Genomic DNA, 15520 nt, shown 5'->3' on the forward strand with positions numbered 1-15520 from the left:
TTCAGTTGACGCCGACGTTCAGCTTCCGTCAACTTACAACCGTGGCGGCGATATACAGTTCTGCCATCTGCTTTGATGAGGGATCTGCTCGTCCGACGGCAATTGAATTAAAGCAGGTAAATCAAAGAGGTCGCGTGTGACGTCAGGCCGCGGGCACTCAGGCGCCCAGCACGTCGGCGAGCCGCAATTCGTCGGCGGCAGTATCTTTCAGGAACAGTTCGGCCTCGATCTCGCGAAGATGCGACAGCATCTGCGCGCGGGCGGCCTGCTTGTCGCGCTTGCGGATCGCGGCGACGATGCCGGCGTGATGATCAGTGCCGCAGGCCGGCGTGTCGTGGCGGCGATAGAGCAGGATGATCAGCGAGGAGCGCGCGATCAGCTCCTTGAGGAAGCCGAGATAGATGCTGTGTCCGCTCATCTCGGCGACGAGCTTGTGAAATTCGCCGGAGAGCCGGACCGAGGCGCGTGCGTCGCCGCGCAGCTCCGCCTCACGCTCCTCAGCAAGATGTTGGCCGAGGCGGTCGAGCCAGGCCGGCGAGACCGCGTCGATCGCGTGGTCGACGATCGTGGGCTCGATCAGGCGGCGCGCCTCGAACACTTCGCGGGCATCGCCGGGCGTCGGGTGCGCGACGAAGGCGCCGCGGTTCTTCTCGATGTTGACGATGCCCTCATGCGCGAGCTGCTGGAGCGCGGTGCGGACCAGTGTGCGGCTTGCGCCGTAGATCTCGCCGATCTCGTCCTCGCCGAGCTTCGTGCCTGGCAGCAGACGATGCTCGAGGATCGCGGCGGTCACGCCTTCCCTGATCCGGCTGACGCGATCGCTCGCGTCTGGCGCATCAGATTTCTGGCGGGTCTTGGCGGCCATCAGTTTGAGGGGGTTGGGTTGAGGGCTCGATCGGCGACGTTCGGCCCTCAATGTTAGTCGACCAGCTGTATCCAATCACAGGCGAAACTTTATACAATCCGAGCACATTTTGTGTGCATATTACTGTCCACCCGGCGAGCCGCGCCGCTGCGCCGGATTCGATCTAACGACCTGACTCCACTGCACAGTTTTGGAATCCGGCAGTCTCCGGGCGGTTGGCACGGACCTTGCGGAGAAAGCCGGAGCATCGCCCTCCCAGCGGACACGCCATGGCCACTCCTGCCGCTCTCGAACTGGTCGCCGTCACCAAGCGCTACGACACGACGCTGGCGGTCGACGACGTCAACCTCAAGATCCCGGCGGGCACCTATTGCTGCCTGCTCGGCCCCTCCGGCTGCGGCAAGACCTCGACCCTGCGCATGATCGCGGGCCACGAGGCGGTCAGCGAGGGCGACATCATTTTGGGCGCGCAGAACGTCACCGACCTCGAGCCGGCCAAGCGCGGCACCGCGATGATGTTTCAGTCCTACGCGCTGTTTCCGCATTTGACCGTGCTCGACAACGTGGCATTCGCCCTGAAAATGCGCGGGATCGACCGGACGACGCGGCACAAGCGTGCTGGCGAACTGCTCGAACTGGTGGCCATGACCCCCTATGCGGCCCGGCTGCCGGCGCAGCTCTCCGGCGGCCAGCAGCAGCGCGTCGCGCTCGCCCGCGCGCTGATCACCGAGCCGCAGATCCTGCTGCTCGACGAGCCGCTCTCCGCGCTCGATCCGTTCCTGCGGGTGAGGATGCGGGGCGAGCTGAAGCGGCTGCAGCGCGAGCTCGGCATCAGCTTCATCCAGGTCACCCACGGCCAGGAAGAGGCGATGGCGCTGGCCGACCACATCGTGGTGATGAACCACGGCAAGATCGAGCAGCAGGGCACCGCCCGCGACATCTTCCACCATCCCCGCACCGAATTCGTGGCGCGCTTCATCGGCGGCCACAACGTCCTCAGCGACGCCGGCAAACTCATCGCCGTGCGCGCCGATCAGCTCGGCATCGTGCCGTTCGCCGACGGTGCGTACGGCGCGCCAGCGCTGCTGACCCAGACCGAGTACCAGGGCTCCTACATCGCCGTCTCGCTCACGCTCGACGACGGCACCGCCCTGTTCTCCCACCTCCCCGAGGCCGCCTTCGACGTTCACCCGTTCCGACCGGGCGATCGCGTGCTGGCCACCTGGGACCCCGCCAAGGCGCAGCGCCTGCAATAGCGCCTTCATCCAGAAAATGCGCAACACAGAGGAGTGAGCGAAATGACCGAGACGACCAAGAAGACCGGCGTCAGCCGCCGTACCCTATTGAAGAGCACCGCGGGTCTCGCCGGCCTTGCCGCCGGCTCCGGCGCCATCACCGGCTTTCCCTATGTGAAGTCGGCCGATGCGAAGGTGCTGCGCTATCTCGGCACCGCCGTGAACGAAGGCGACGACATCTCCAAGCAGTGCCTCAAGGACACCGGCATCAAGATCGAATACATCACCGCGACCACCGACGACGTCACCAAGCGCGTGATGACCCAGCCGAACTCCTTCGACGTGCTGGACACCGAATATTTCTCGCTGAAGAAGCTGGTGCCGTCGGGCAACATCCTTGCCCTCGACGCCAGGAAGATCAAGGAATTCGACAACATCACGCCCGTCTTCACCAAGGGCGAGACGCCCGGCGGCAAGAAGATCGGCAACCAGGGCACCGCGCCCTGGAAGGTGCTCTATCTCGAAGGCAAGGACTCCAAGAAGTTTGCGACGTCGGCGACCGAGTTCGTCACGCTGATCCCGACCGTCTACAACGCCGACACGCTCGGCATCCGTCCCGACCTGATCAAGCGCCCGATCAGCACGTGGGCCGAACTGCTCAACCCCGAATTCAAGGGCAAGGCGTCGATCCTCAACATCCCCTCGATCGGCATCATGGATGCCGCGATGGTCGTGGAAGCCACCGGCAAGTACAAATATGCCGACAAGGGCAACATGACCAAGGAAGAGATCGATCTCACCATGAAGGTGATGACCGAGGCGAAGAAGGCCGGCCAGTTCCGCGCGTTCTGGAAGGACTTCAACGAGAGCGTCAACCTGATGGCCTCGGGCGAGACCGTGATCCAGTCGATGTGGTCGCCGGCGGTGACGAAAGTGCGCTCGATGGGCATCGCCTGCACTTTCCAGCCGCTCAAGGAAGGCTATCGCTCCTGGGCCTCGGGCTTCTGCGTCTCCAAGGGCGTGTCGGGTGCCAAGCTCGAATGGGCCTACGAGTTCGTCAACTGGTTCCTGTCCGGCTATGCCGGCGCCTATCTCAACCGTCAGGGCTACTACTCTGCCGTGCTCTCCACCGCGAAGGCGCATATGGAGCCCTACGAGTGGGCCTACTGGATGGAAGGCAAGCCGGCCGAGAAGGACATCAAGGCGCCCGACGGCTCGCTGCTGGAGAAGGCCGGCGCGGTGCGCGACGGCGGCTCCTACGAGGACCGCATGGGCGGCGTCGCCTGCTGGAACGCGGTGATGGACGAGAACGACTACATGGTCCGCAAGTGGAACGAGTTCATCGCGGCGTAATTTGATGGACACGTCAGAGGACCTCCTGCAACAGGCGTCCCCGGGATTGATCCCGGGGGCGGGCACGGCGCGCGCCGCGAAAGTGACGCGCCTGTCGCCGTCCCTCATCTCCTGGCTCCAGGCCGGGCCGATGATGCTGGTGTTTCTCGCCTTCTTCCTGATCCCGCTGGTGTTCGTCGTCATCGTCTCGTTCTGGGACTACAACGAATACCAGCTGCTGCCGGCGTTCTCCGGCCGCGGCTACACCGACACGTTCGAAGGCTGCATCGCGCAGCTCCCCGATCTCTGCACGATCGGCAAGACCTATCTGATGACCCTGAAGCTGTGCTTCCTGGTCTGGGCCCTCACGCTCTTCATCGGCTTCTGGGTCGCCTACTTCCTCGCCTTCCACGTCAAGTCCAAGACCTGGCAGATGGGATTGTCGCTGCTCTGCACGATCCCGTTCTGGACCTCCAACGTGATCCGCATGATCGCGTGGATTCCGCTGCTCGGCCGCAACGGCCTCGTCAATTCCGGCCTCGTCAAGACAGGGCTGATCAACCATCCGCTGGAATGGCTGCTGTTCTCCGAATTCTCCGTCGTGCTGGCGCTGGTGCACCTCTTCACCTTCTTCATGGTGGTGCCGATCTTCAATTCGATGGTGCGCATCGACAAGTCGCTGATCGAGGCCGCCTATGACGCCGGCGCCACCGGCTTCCAGACGCTCGTGAACGTCATCATTCCGCTCGCCAAGCCCGGCATCGTGATCGGCTCGATCTTCGTCATCACCATCGTGATGGGCGATTTCATCACCATCGGCGTGATGGGCGGCCAGCAGATTGCGGCGGCCGGCAAGATCATCGAGACGCGGGTGAACGCGCTACAGTTCCCCGCAGCAGCGGCCAACGCCGTGATCCTGCTCGCGATCACCTTCCTGATCATCACCATGATGTCGCGCATCGTCGACATCAAGAAGGAGCTCTGAGCGATGAAGGAAGGACGCCCGCGCTCTTTCTACGTGCTCGCGATCTTCTTCGCAGCCTATGTGCTGTTTCTCTACGGTCCGATGATCGCGATCTACGTGCTGTCGTTTCAGGGGCCGCAGGGCGGCCTCACCTTCCCGATGAATGGCGTGTCCACCTTCTGGATCGCAAAACTGTTCCAGGGCACCGGCATCGTCGATCTTGGCGCGGCCTTCCGCCGCTCGCTGCTGCTCGGCGTGATCGTCATGATTGTCACCGTCGTGCTGTCGGTCGCCGCCGGCATGGCCTTCCGCCGCAAGTTCAGGGCGCAGAGCATCCTGTTCTACTCCGCGATCGCGAGCCTCATCGTTCCCTCGATCATCACCTCGCTCGGCATCTCGCTTGAATTCCGCATCATCGACGATCTGATCAAGGCACACTGGAACGAGAATTTCGAGACCTCGATGGGCCTGCTCACCTCGGGCCTCGGCGCGCATCTGACCTGGACGCTGCCGTTCGGGCTTCTGATCATGTTCGCGATCTTCAACCGCTTCGATCCCAGGCTCGAGGAAGCCGCGCGCGATCTCGGTGCGACGCCGTGGCAGGCGTTCCGTCATGTCGTGCTGCCGATCATCCTGCCCTCCGTGATCGGCATCGGGCTGTTCGGCTTCACGCTGTCCTGGGACGAGCTCGCGCGCTCCAGCCAGGCGATCGGGGCGGTGAACACGTTGCCGCTCGATCTCCAGGGCCTCACCACCACCGTGACGAACCCCGACATCTACGCGCTCGGCACCGTGATCTCCGCCGTCTCGTTCACGGTGATCACGCTTGCGCTCGGCACCATCCACGTGCTGAACAAGCGGCAGGCGGCCAAGGGCTCGGACGCCGGCAAAGGACTTGTCTGAGAAGGGGCTTGTCTGATCCGATGCGACTTCACGTCGTCAATCCCAACACCACCGCATCGATGACGGCGAAGATCGCCGCTGCGGCGCGCAGCGTCGCCCTGCCCGGCGCCGAAATCGACGCGCGTCAGCCGACGATGGGCCCGGTCTCGATCGAGGGCTTTTACGACGAGGCCTTCGCCGTCCCCGGCATGCTCGGCTGCATCCGCGAGGCCGACCGCGACGGCGCGGACGCCCACATCATCGCCTGTTTCGACGACACCGGCCTCGACGCGGCACGCGCGGCGGCGAAAGCGCCGGTGATCGGCATTGGCGAAGCGGGCTTTCACATGGCGAGCCTGATCGCGGCGCGCTTTGCCGTGGTGACGACGCTCGGTGTGTCCATCGTGCCGATCGAGCATAATCTGACGAAGTACGGCCTCGCCGGGCGCTGCGCCCGCGTCCGCGCCGCCGAGGTCCCGGTGCTCGCGCTGGAAGAGCGCAACGCCGATGCGCTCGCAAAAATCTCCGCGGAGATCACGGCCGCGATCCGAAACGACCGCGCGGAGGCCATCGTGCTCGGCTGCGCCGGCATGGCCGATCTCGCCACCGAGCTCGCCGCCATGCACGGCCTGCCCGTGATCGACGGCGTCGCCGCCGCCGTGACACTGGCGGAATCGCTGGTGCGACTCGGTCTGAAGACGTCCCGGCTGGGCCCCTACGCTGCGCCACGATCGAAGACCTATTCCGGGCCGTTTTCGCCGTTTCAGCCCTGATCGCTGCTTCCGGCGGAGGCCTTTGGAGGCCTCAAGGCCAGAAGATTGCTGGTTTTTCGCCTTCAGCCTCTTTTTGGTCCCATTTGTTGCCGAACTGTTGCGTTTTCGGGACGTCCCGGCGGCCCCTGGGTTGCCGGTCTTCGCACTCACCAAGTTTCAATTTGGGTTTTGTCAGCGATGATCGATCTCGCAGAGGACACACCGTCCAACCCCCTGTTTCGCCTCGGCGCCCAGCCCATCGCGCTGACCGCCGCCGCCCTTCTCCTGCTGATCGCCGGCGTGACCTCGATTGCGATCTGGCGCGCCTATACCGGCGCTGCGCCGGAGGCCGACCGGGTGGTCGCGTCACGGCAGCTCCAGGCCCGCACGGCCCAGGCCTCCGAGCAACTGGTCGAGAAGACCAAGGGGCTTGAGGCGACCCAGCAGGAATCGATCGACCAGCTCCAAGTCGTGCAGGACCAGCTCCAGACCGTGAAGCGGCTGCTCGCGGCCCAGCAGGCCGATACCAAGCGCCTGTCGGAGCAGGTGGCGAGCCTGAACGAGTCCATCGACGGCCTGCGCCAGTCCTTTGCCAGTGCCCGGGCCACCGAGGCCGAGACGCCGTCGGTTACCCGCAGGAAACCGGCACGCCACCGCGTCCATGCCAGCGCGCGCAAGCGCTCGCGCGGCTGAGCCGGTCACCCACGCGGACATAATTTTCGCCACTTGTGAACTGGATCACATTCGCCCGTGTGATTCCGCGCGATGCTCGCCGTCACCGGATGGCGTGAGCCGATTTCAATGTCCGGGGCTGGCAAGGTCGTTGACGGTATACTGCGTCAACGGCCTTGTTTTTTAGCAGGCCGTCAGGTCTTCCCGCCTCACTCGCAGACGTCGACGCGCCGGAATCGCCATCCCGAAGGCGTCATCACGCGCTTGCGCACGACATAGCATCCGCCATAACCGTCGTCGTAGCCGGTACCATAATAGTAGGAGTCACCGTAATACGGGGAGCCGTAGCCGTAATAGCCACCGTAGTAGCCGGCGCCGGCAATGCCCGCGCCGATGGCGACGCCGGGCCAGAAGCCGCCGCCATGCCAGTGGCCGCCATGACCCCAGCCACCATGGCCCCAGCCGCCGCCATGTCCAAAACCGCCCCGCGCCTGGGCCGCCTGTGGCGCCGAGAGCCCGACCGCTGCGACGGCCAGCGCCGCCAAGATCATCTTGCGTAACATTTACTCGATCCTCTGCGTGGATACGCTCCACGCTTCAAAGCCAGACCAAGCTAATGCTATCGGGGCACTCCTGACAGCCACACTGTCTCACTTCCGCGCGAGCATCAGCAGCCGCGGCAGATGCTCCTCATCTTCTTGTCGAGCTGCCGGTTCTCGGTATTGACGGTGGCATCGGCGGCCGCGCCGGAGCCGGTGCCGGTGGTAACTCCGGAGCCGGTGCCGGGGCCGGACGATTGAGCCGTACCCAGACTGTTGGTGCCGGGCGGCGGCGCCGGCGAGTTGGCGACACCTCCGGTCGTCGATCCCGACGAAGCGCCGGTCGATCCCGCAGAGCCGCCGGTCGCTTGTGCGAACGATACGGCCGGCATGGCCGCGAGGCTGAGGATCACGATCAAGGTCTTCATCGAAGCGGTTGCAGGCGATGTGGCCATTGGAAATGCTCCTTTACCTGTCAACGGTCCGGACCAAGACCCGTTCCGGAACAAATGCCGTCACATCAGCTTGAAACGAGGAGGCAGCCACGATCATGCGCAAACTGATCGCGTTCGACGAGGACACGTTCGACAAGCTCAAGCAACTGGGACGCGACAGGATGGCGACGTTTCAAGAGCTTGCGGACGAAGCCTTTGCCGACCTGCTGAAGAAGCATGGCATCCCCATCGATCTCCGGGACGCATTGCGCAAAAGCGCCAGGCTCGGCGCCGAACGGGACAAGCCGGCCGCGCGTCCCAAAGCCGGAAAGGCCAAACCACGATGACCGATCGCGATCCTTTTGCAGAGGGCGAGCGCGCCGCGCTCCAGAATGCGCTCGCGCTGACGCTGCGAGGTGACGTCCTCCTGCACCGAGACCCATCCGGCACGCGCATCAGCCGATCCGCTTCAGGCCTTTCCTGAAGCGCGGGCCATTGGCGACGTAAAACTTCGCCGCACTCCCCATCCTCTGCACCTGGGCATCGTCGAGCGTGCGGATCACGCGCGCGGGCGAGCCGATGATCAGGGAGCGTTCGGGAAACTCCTTGCCCTCGGTGATGACGGAACCGGCGCCGACGATGCTGTTGCGGCCGATCTTCGCGCCGTTCATCACGATCGAGCCCATGCCGATCAGCGCGCCCTCTTCGATCGTGCAGCCGTGCAGGATGACGTTGTGGCCGACGGTGCAGTTCTTGCCGATGACAAGGGGGAAGCCGAGATCGGTGTGGCAGGTCGAGCCGTCCTGTACGTTGGCGCCCTCGCCGATCTCGATCCATTCATTGTCGCCGCGCAGCACCGCGCCGAACCAGACGCTCGCTCCCGGCTTCAGGCGCACGCGGCCGATCACGGTCGCCGTCTCAGCGATGAAATAGTTGCCGTCGGCGGGAAGATCGGGCGCCTGCCCGTCGAGCTCGTAGATCGCCATGGAGGTCTCCTGTCACGTCGACCACAGCCATAGCGAAACCGCGGTGTCGACGCAAAGGGCCGCTCGGCCGGCCACGCGCGACGTGCGAGCGTCAGACCAGAACGCCGGCCGCGCGCAACGTCATCAGGAAGAAGGTGCCGCTCATCATGCTCCAGAAGCCGGCGATGAGGGTCGCCATCATCACGAATTCGACGCGGCGGCTTTCCACCCGCATGCCGCGGAGCGTGTTGCGCATGATGATGAAGGGCGCGGCGAACACCAGGAACGGCACCGCCGCGAAGGTCTTCGGGGCCACGCCGTCCTGCAACAGGCCGAAGCCGGCCGGCCGCTGCGCGACCGCCTGGTATCCGTTCACGAGCGCGCCAGCGAGCGCGAAACCGATGCCAATCGAGAAGAAGGTATTGAGAGCTTCAGGTGTCATCGGAACTGTCCGCCCTTACGCAACGCCGGAGCCTTCCTGTGACAAATAGTGCCGGTTAACGCTACATTATCCTTAAGGGAAGGTTAACGCCGCCGGCCATCCGGCGCAGGGCCCTCCCCCTTCCCCGCAGCCGGGGAACGCTCCGCGAAATCGCCGCCGCATGGCATATTCGCCGCTGATTCGTCGGCCATCGGCCGACCTCCGGCTTACCTCGCGCAACTCATGACGGTGTTTTCGGCAGCTCCCCTTAGGTCCCCCCGGACGCGCACGTGGGCGCATATCGTCCCGATCGTGCTCGGCGGCGCCGCGGCGGTGTGCGCAGTTGCGCTCGTCGCCTATCTGTTGTGGCCGACCTGGGGCCCGAGCGGCGCCAACGCTCCGGACAAGCTGCCGGTGAGCGTCGGCGGCACGCTGTTCAACCTGCCGACGACGGCAATCCGCATGAAGATCCAGCGGCACTCCGGGCCGCAGGAGCGCATCGATCTCGACTTCCTGTATCCCTCGCTGGAGCCGCCCGGCACGCCGAAGCACGTCACCGCCGACACGGTGGATGCGGCGATGCAGCCGATCGACCGCATCTTCCTGTCGATCGCAGCCCATCACGATGCGCTCTCGCCCGAGCAGCGGACAGCCACGATCTATCCGCGCTATCTCGACCAGGCCGCGACGATGCCTGAGGACGGCCTGACGATGCGGATGTTCCGTGCCGACACCCCCTACGGCAGCGAGGACCTCTATTCTGCCGCAAGCCCCGCATTGACCGCGCGCTGCACGCGCGATGCGGCCACGCCCGGCATGTGCCTCTCCGAGCGCCGCGTCGGCGGCGCCGACCTCACCTTCCGCTTTCCGCGCAGCTGGCTGTCGCAGTGGCGCGATGCGGCGGAGGCGATGGAGAGATTGACGGCGCAGCTGCGGGGACCGAAAGGCTGAGCGCGCCCCGTTGCCACTGCAAGGTTCGCCGACAGAACGGGCCTGAGCCCTCCGGCAAAAACATCGAAAACAACCCCATGCACAGTAGCCAAGCGCCTGCTCGACTTCGCATTTTTCGAATCCGAACTTGACCCGTCGGGCAAAACAGGGGCATGATGCCGTCATGGGGAAGATCCGTTTGAATCGATGCGGTCACGCATCACTCACCCGGTGCCCAGTTGCTGGGATAAGCGCACGGATGTGTGACTGATATCACTGATCGCAGATGGCGTTTGGCCATTCTGCCAATAATCTGACGCTATTGCATTCGGGGGCTGGAATGCGGCTTCGGCTGTTTGTTTTACTCATTCTTGCGACCTGGCTTGGGACCGGCTCTGCGCTGGCCGAGAAGCGCGCCGCGCTCGTCATCGGCAACTCGGCCTACAAGAACGTGGCGAAGCTGGCGAACCCCGCGAACGATGCCGCGCTGGTCGGCGGCATGTTCAGAAAGGCCGGCTTCGATACGGTCGACGTCAAGCTCGACCTGAACGTGGTCGACATGCGCAAGGCGCTGCGCGATTTCGGCGGCAAGGCGCGCGAGGCCGACGTTGCGGTCATCTACTACGCCGGCCATGGCATCGAGCTTGACGGCACCAACTATCTGATCCCGACAGATGCTGCCTTGGAGACCGATACCGACGTTCTCGACGAGGCATTCCCGATCGACAGGGTGCTGTTTGCCATCGAGCCGGCCAAGCAGCTGCGCCTGGTCATCCTGGACGCCTGCCGCGACAATCCGTTCGCCAAGACGATGAAGCGCACGGTTGCCTCGCGCGCCATCGGCCGCGGCCTCGCCAAGGTCGAGCCGACCAGCCCGAACACCATGATCGCCTTCGCGGCCAAGGCGGGCTCCACCGCCTCGGACGGTGATACGAAGAACAGCCCGTTTGCCACAGCCCTTGTCGAACGTCTGCCGATGCCGGGCCTCGACCTTCGCAAGGCGTTCGGCTTCGTGCGCGACGATGTGCTCAAAAATACCGGCTACAAGCAGGAGCCGTATGTGTACGGCTCGCTCGGCGGCGACGACGTGCCGCTGGTTGCCGCGAAGCCGGTCGTGGCCGGGCCGCAGGCCAACCCCGACAGCGAAATCCGGCGCGACTACGAACTGGCGCTTCAGCTTGGCACGCGCGACGGATGGACAGCTTTTCTCAACCAATTTCCCAGCGGCTTCTATGCCGATCTCGCCAAAGGCCAGTTGAACAAGATCGCCGCCGAAGAAACCCGCGCCGCCGCAGCGGAAAAGGCCAGGCAGGCCGAGGACGAGAAGGCCCGGCTCGCATCCGACCGGGCCAAGAAGGCCGAGCAGGAGAAGGCGGCAGCGGCCGCCAAGGCCGCTGAGGACGCCAAGGCCGCGGCGGAGAAGGCCAAGCAGATCGAGGAGGCCAAGGCGGCCGCCGCCGAGCAGCGCCGGAAGGAAGCCGAGGCCGCAGCGGCCAAGGCACTGGCTGACAAGCAAGCCGCCGAGAAAGCGCTCGCCGAGAGGCTGGCAAATGACACCAAGCAGGTCGCCGAGCAGCGGACCACGGAGAAGCAGCAGGTTACCGACACCGCGCAGAAGGTTGCGGCTGTCGCACCGACCTCATCGCCGCCGAGCCTGTCTCCGCAAGAGACGGCGAAGCTGGTTCAGTCCGAACTGCGCCGCGTCGGCTGTCTGGCGGCCGCGGCCGATGGCGACTGGAATGCGTCATCGCAACGCTCGCTGACGCAGTTCAACAAATATGCCGGGACGAAGTTCGACGCCAAGCTTGCGAGCTTCGACGCGCTCGATGCCATCAAGGCCAAGCCGGGCCGGGTCTGCCCGCTGGTGTGCGATCACGGCTTCAAGGCCGATGGCGACGCTTGCGTGAAGATCGCCTGCCGCGCCGGCTATCGCGTCAATGACGACAATGAATGCGAGAAGGTCCAGGACAAGAAACCGGTTGCGACCCGCGAGGATGCCAAGAAGCGAGACACCGAGCGGAAGCAGGTCGAAGCTGCACCCGCGAAGCCGTCGGCATCCGGTCAAATCCTTTGTAACAATGCAGGCTGTCGGCCGGTAAAGTCCGGCTGTCGCATTGTTAACCCGAGGAATGGAAACCTCGGAGGAGGTCAATCGGAAGTGTGCGACTGAGCCATGATCGAGACACAAGCATTCCCTTGCGGGCCAGATACGCAGGCCGCGCCACCACGGACGATCGGACCGTGGATGCCAAAAGCACAAAGAGGATCGTCCAGCTATTCGATGTCGGTGGGATCGGCCGCTACGTCAGTCGCGGACCTTCCGCGCTCGGTAAAGGCTCGGCGTCGTCCCGACCGCCTTGCGGAAGGCGCGGTTGAAATTGGCCTGCGATGAAAATCCCGCAGCATAGGCGATGTCGACCAGCGGCCGGTCGCTGGTGGACAGGAGCCGCTTGGCCAGATCGAGACGCTGACGGCTGACATATTCATGCGGCGCTGCACCGGTCGCGGCCTTGAAGCTGCGCGAGAAATGCGCCGGGCTCATGCACGCCACCGATGCCAGATCCTTGACCGTAAAATCGCGCTCGACGGATGCATCGATAAACTCCGTCACACGCGAAAGGCGCCTGGCATCGAGCGGTTTCTGGCCGGCATAGGGCTGCTTCAGCCGGACTGACGTCGCCGCATAGCAGTGCACCAGATGAGCCGAAAAGGCCCGTCCCAGGCTTTCGACCAGAAGGCGGCCGGTGGAGGTTTCCTGTTCGAGTTCCCCGAGGATCCGAGCGGCGACGTGCTCGATGAAGATGTCCTGATCGATGCTCTCATAGCGGATGGACATTCCCGACGGATCGATGTCGAGATCCCGGAGCATGGTGTCGTCGAACGGCTGTCCGGGAAGAAAGATATGCAGACATTCCTGCATCTGGTTCTCGACGCGAATGAAATCCTCGCGGATGCCAGCCGGACAGAGCCACACGGTACCCTTTCTGCCGAAAGTGCGCTGGCGCATGCCCGCGCCTTCCCGATCGACGACCGAGTTGCCGCGCAGCAGCACCGCGATCTCGGTGTCGCGCGGCAATTGCGGCGGCAGATCGCCCGGCTCGTGGCTCCAGCGCTCGGCAAGGAGGTGCGACCACCGCCGGTCGTTGGAGGTCTGAAGCATTCTGCCGGTCACATATTTATCGACAGAATTACCGAGCATACCCATCGTGTCTCTCCGTCAGATAACGCGATGTGTGGGCAAGAGGTATTGCTGGATCAAGCAACTACCATGCCAGAAACGGCCCCTTGCGTCTACCGGCCGAAAGCAGTCCAGGACAACAACACCGCACGTTTTGAAAAGCCAGATCGCGCGCATCGCCGCATCCTTCTGATCGTCTTGAATCAGGAAACGGAGAGATCCATGGCCCGGACCACGGTCATCGGCGCGTGCCCCCACGATTGCCCGGATACCTGTTCCATCCTGACCACGGTCGAGGATGGCAAGGCGATTGCCGTCCGCGGCAATCCAGATCATCCGTTCACGCGCGGACGACTCTGCGTCAAGGTCAACAACTATGAGGAGCGCGTCTACAGCGACAAGCGCGTTCTCTATCCGCTGAAGCGGGTCGGCCCGAAGGGCTCCAGGCAGTTTCAACGGATTTCCTGGGATGAAGCCCTGGAGACCATCGCGTTGCACTGGAAATCAATCATCGCCGAGCACGGGGCGCAGGCGATCCTGCCCTACAGCTATCTGGGCACGCAGGGCATCATCAACGGGCTCAACGTCGGCGATCCCCTCTTCAACAAGCTCGGCGCGACCGTTCTGGAGCGCACGTTCTGCGACTCCGCCTCGTGCACAGCTTACATGATGACGATCGGGCACACACCAGGCGTCGATCCCGAAAGTTTCGTGCATTCGAAATACATCATCCTGTGGGCTTGCAACACGCTGAGCACGAACTCGCATCACTGGCCGTTCATCGAGCAGGCGAAGAAGGCCGGCGCCAAGCTCGTGGTGATCGATCCCGTCCGCACCCGCACCGCGCGCCTCGCCGACTGGCATATTCCGATCCGGCCCGGCACCGACGCCGCGCTCGCGCTGGCGATGATCCACGTCATCATCAAGGAGAATCTGGTCGATCGCGACTACGTCGACAAGCACACCGTCGGCTACGACGAGCTGGCAGAACGGGCGTCGAGCTACACCCCCGAATTCGCTTCGCAGGAAACCGGCATTCCCGTCGACGACATCATCAAGCTGGCGCGGGAATATGCCACGACCCCGCCGGCTGTCGTGCGGATCGGCGTGGCGGTCGAGCGGCATGCCGGCGGCGGCCAGACCGTCCGCGCGATCGCATGTCTTCCGGGATTGATCGGCGCCTGGAAGCATGTCGGCGGCGGCTTGCTCCAGCTGCCGATCTGGGCGTTCCCGGTCAGATGGGACGTGCTGATGCGTCCCGATCTCCAGCCGGAGAAGATGCGCGTGCTCAATTCCTGGCGTCTCGGAGCTGCGCTGACGGGCGAACTCGGCTTCGACCCGCCGATCAAGGCGCTGTTCGTCTACAATGCCAATCCCATGGCGATGGTGACCGAGCAGGGCAAGCTCGAAAAGGGGTTGGAACGCGAAGACCTCTTCACCGTCGTCAGCGAGCACTTCCTGACCGATACCGCCAGATATGCCGACATCGTTCTGCCCGCGACCACCCAGCTCGAGCAGAAGGACATCATGTTCTCCTGGGGACACCTCTACCTGTCCTACAACAACCAGGCGATCGAGCCGCTCGGCGAGGCCGTCTCCAACACCGAACTCTTCCGCCGCCTCGCGCGTGCGATGGGCGTCACGGATCCAGCCTTCTTCCGCAGCGACGACGAGATCATCGAGGCTTCGCTCGACTGGACCAGCCCGGTGCTCGAAGGCATCGCGCTCGACGACGTCAAGACCAAGGGCTATGTGCGCCTCAACATGCCGGCGCCCGCCGACTGGGCTCCGCATCGCGAGGGCAATTTTCCGACCGCCTCCGGCAAGTGCGAGTTCAAGTCGACGATCGCCGGCGGCGGCAACTTCGTGGTGCCGCTGTTCCGCCAGGGCTACAACGGCGACCAGGATGGTGCGCCGGTCGATCCCCTGCCCCACTACATCCCGCCGAACGAGAACGCGCGCACGGCGCCCGCGCTCGCAACGCGATATCCGCTCAGCCTGATCTCGCCGAAGAGCCACGCCTTCCTGAATTCCAACTACGGCAACCTGCCGGCCCAGACCGCGCAGGCCGGCGAGGAGCAGGCGGTGCTGCTCAACCCGGACGATGCGGCAAGGCGCGGGATCGTCGCGGGCGCGCCGATTCGCGTGTTCAACGATCGCGGCTCGTTCGAGGCGTTCGCCACCGTTTCGTCCGACATCATGCCGGGCGTCGTGGTGGCACCGTCCGGCTATTGGCAGCGGTCCAACCGCAGAGGCGCGACGGTTCACGTGTTGACGCCGCCTGCGTTCGCCGACCTCGGCCGTGCCCCGACATTCTCCGACATCCTCGTTCAGGTCAGCGGGGCCTGACG

General features: G+C 64.3%; 16 protein-coding genes. 10 read left to right on the forward strand and 6 right to left on the reverse strand.

The annotated features are described in order from the left end of the window. Positions 1 to 157 precede the first annotated feature (157 nt). Positions 158 to 865, reverse strand: a complete 708-nt coding sequence (locus BM118_RS34060) for a GntR family transcriptional regulator (RefSeq protein ID WP_092191494.1) — start codon at positions 863 to 865, stop codon at positions 158 to 160. Positions 866 to 1134: 269 nt separating this feature from the next. On the opposite strand from BM118_RS34060, the gene BM118_RS34065 reads away from it, so the two are divergent. The 6 genes from BM118_RS34065 to BM118_RS34090 all read left to right on the forward strand — a co-directional run bounded on the left by BM118_RS34065 (position 1135) and on the right by BM118_RS34090 (position 6723). Further along, positions 1135 to 2121: an ABC transporter ATP-binding protein gene (locus tag BM118_RS34065; protein ID WP_092191496.1), complete on the forward strand. Its 987-nt coding sequence runs from the start codon at positions 1135 to 1137 to the stop codon at positions 2119 to 2121. A 42-nt stretch (positions 2122 to 2163) separates the two neighbouring features. Continuing rightward, positions 2164 to 3453 (forward strand): ABC transporter substrate-binding protein, encoded by a 1290-nt coding sequence (locus tag BM118_RS34070; RefSeq protein ID WP_092191498.1) that lies wholly within the window; start codon positions 2164 to 2166, stop codon positions 3451 to 3453. A gap of 4 nt (positions 3454 to 3457) precedes the next feature. Next, positions 3458 to 4417, forward strand: coding sequence for an ABC transporter permease (locus BM118_RS34075; protein ID WP_092191500.1), 960 nt, complete (start codon positions 3458 to 3460; stop codon positions 4415 to 4417). Between the two features lie 3 nt (positions 4418 to 4420). Next, positions 4421 to 5299 (forward strand): ABC transporter permease, encoded by an 879-nt coding sequence (locus BM118_RS34080; RefSeq protein ID WP_092191502.1) that lies wholly within the window; start codon positions 4421 to 4423, stop codon positions 5297 to 5299. 20 nt (positions 5300 to 5319) lie between these two features. After that, complete coding sequence (locus BM118_RS34085) at positions 5320 to 6051, forward strand: aspartate/glutamate racemase family protein (RefSeq protein ID WP_092191504.1); 732 nt, start codon at positions 5320 to 5322, stop codon at positions 6049 to 6051. A gap of 177 nt (positions 6052 to 6228) precedes the next feature. After that, on the forward strand, positions 6229 to 6723 hold the full coding sequence (locus tag BM118_RS34090) for a hypothetical protein (protein ID WP_092191506.1): 495 nt from the start codon (positions 6229 to 6231) through the stop codon (positions 6721 to 6723). Positions 6724 to 6911: 188 nt separating this feature from the next. Here BM118_RS34090 and BM118_RS34095 read toward each other — a convergent pair whose 3' ends face one another. Beyond that, positions 6912 to 7265 (reverse strand): hypothetical protein, encoded by a 354-nt coding sequence (locus tag BM118_RS34095; protein WP_092191508.1) that lies wholly within the window; start codon positions 7263 to 7265, stop codon positions 6912 to 6914. 104 nt (positions 7266 to 7369) lie between these two features. Further along, entirely contained in the window at positions 7370 to 7696 is a 327-nt protein-coding gene (locus BM118_RS34100; protein ID WP_092191510.1) for a hypothetical protein, read from the reverse strand. A gap of 95 nt (positions 7697 to 7791) precedes the next feature. Between BM118_RS34100 and BM118_RS34105 the strand changes: the two genes are divergently transcribed. Beyond that, positions 7792 to 8022, forward strand: a complete 231-nt coding sequence (locus tag BM118_RS34105; RefSeq protein WP_092191512.1) for a hypothetical protein — start codon at positions 7792 to 7794, stop codon at positions 8020 to 8022. 108 nt (positions 8023 to 8130) lie between these two features. Here BM118_RS34105 and BM118_RS34110 read toward each other — a convergent pair whose 3' ends face one another. Together BM118_RS34110 and BM118_RS34115 are read right to left on the reverse strand one after the other, a co-directional pair. Then, positions 8131 to 8661: a gamma carbonic anhydrase family protein gene (locus BM118_RS34110; RefSeq protein ID WP_092191514.1), complete on the reverse strand. Its 531-nt coding sequence runs from the start codon at positions 8659 to 8661 to the stop codon at positions 8131 to 8133. Positions 8662 to 8752: 91 nt separating this feature from the next. Next, positions 8753 to 9082: a DUF6949 family protein gene (locus BM118_RS34115; RefSeq protein WP_092191516.1), complete on the reverse strand. Its 330-nt coding sequence runs from the start codon at positions 9080 to 9082 to the stop codon at positions 8753 to 8755. A gap of 222 nt (positions 9083 to 9304) precedes the next feature. Here BM118_RS34115 and BM118_RS34120 point away from each other — a divergent pair, with 222 nt between their 5' ends. Both BM118_RS34120 and BM118_RS34125 read left to right on the forward strand, forming a co-directional pair. Next, positions 9305 to 10012, forward strand: a complete 708-nt coding sequence (locus BM118_RS34120) for a hypothetical protein (RefSeq protein ID WP_092191518.1) — start codon at positions 9305 to 9307, stop codon at positions 10010 to 10012. A 319-nt stretch (positions 10013 to 10331) separates the two neighbouring features. Continuing rightward, positions 10332 to 12161, forward strand: coding sequence for a caspase family protein (locus BM118_RS34125; protein ID WP_092191520.1), 1830 nt, complete (start codon positions 10332 to 10334; stop codon positions 12159 to 12161). Positions 12162 to 12296: 135 nt separating this feature from the next. On the opposite strand, the gene BM118_RS34130 is transcribed toward BM118_RS34125, so the two are convergent. Then, on the reverse strand, positions 12297 to 13196 hold the full coding sequence (locus tag BM118_RS34130) for a helix-turn-helix domain-containing protein (RefSeq protein ID WP_244550300.1): 900 nt from the start codon (positions 13194 to 13196) through the stop codon (positions 12297 to 12299). 195 nt (positions 13197 to 13391) lie between these two features. On the opposite strand from BM118_RS34130, the gene BM118_RS34135 reads away from it, so the two are divergent. Next, positions 13392 to 15518, forward strand: a complete 2127-nt coding sequence (locus tag BM118_RS34135; RefSeq protein WP_092191521.1) for a molybdopterin-containing oxidoreductase family protein — start codon at positions 13392 to 13394, stop codon at positions 15516 to 15518. Positions 15519 to 15520: the final 2 nt, after the last annotated feature.

The sequence above is a fragment of the Bradyrhizobium sp. cf659 genome, assembly GCF_900113725.1.
Lineage (GTDB): Bacteria > Pseudomonadota > Alphaproteobacteria > Rhizobiales > Xanthobacteraceae > Bradyrhizobium.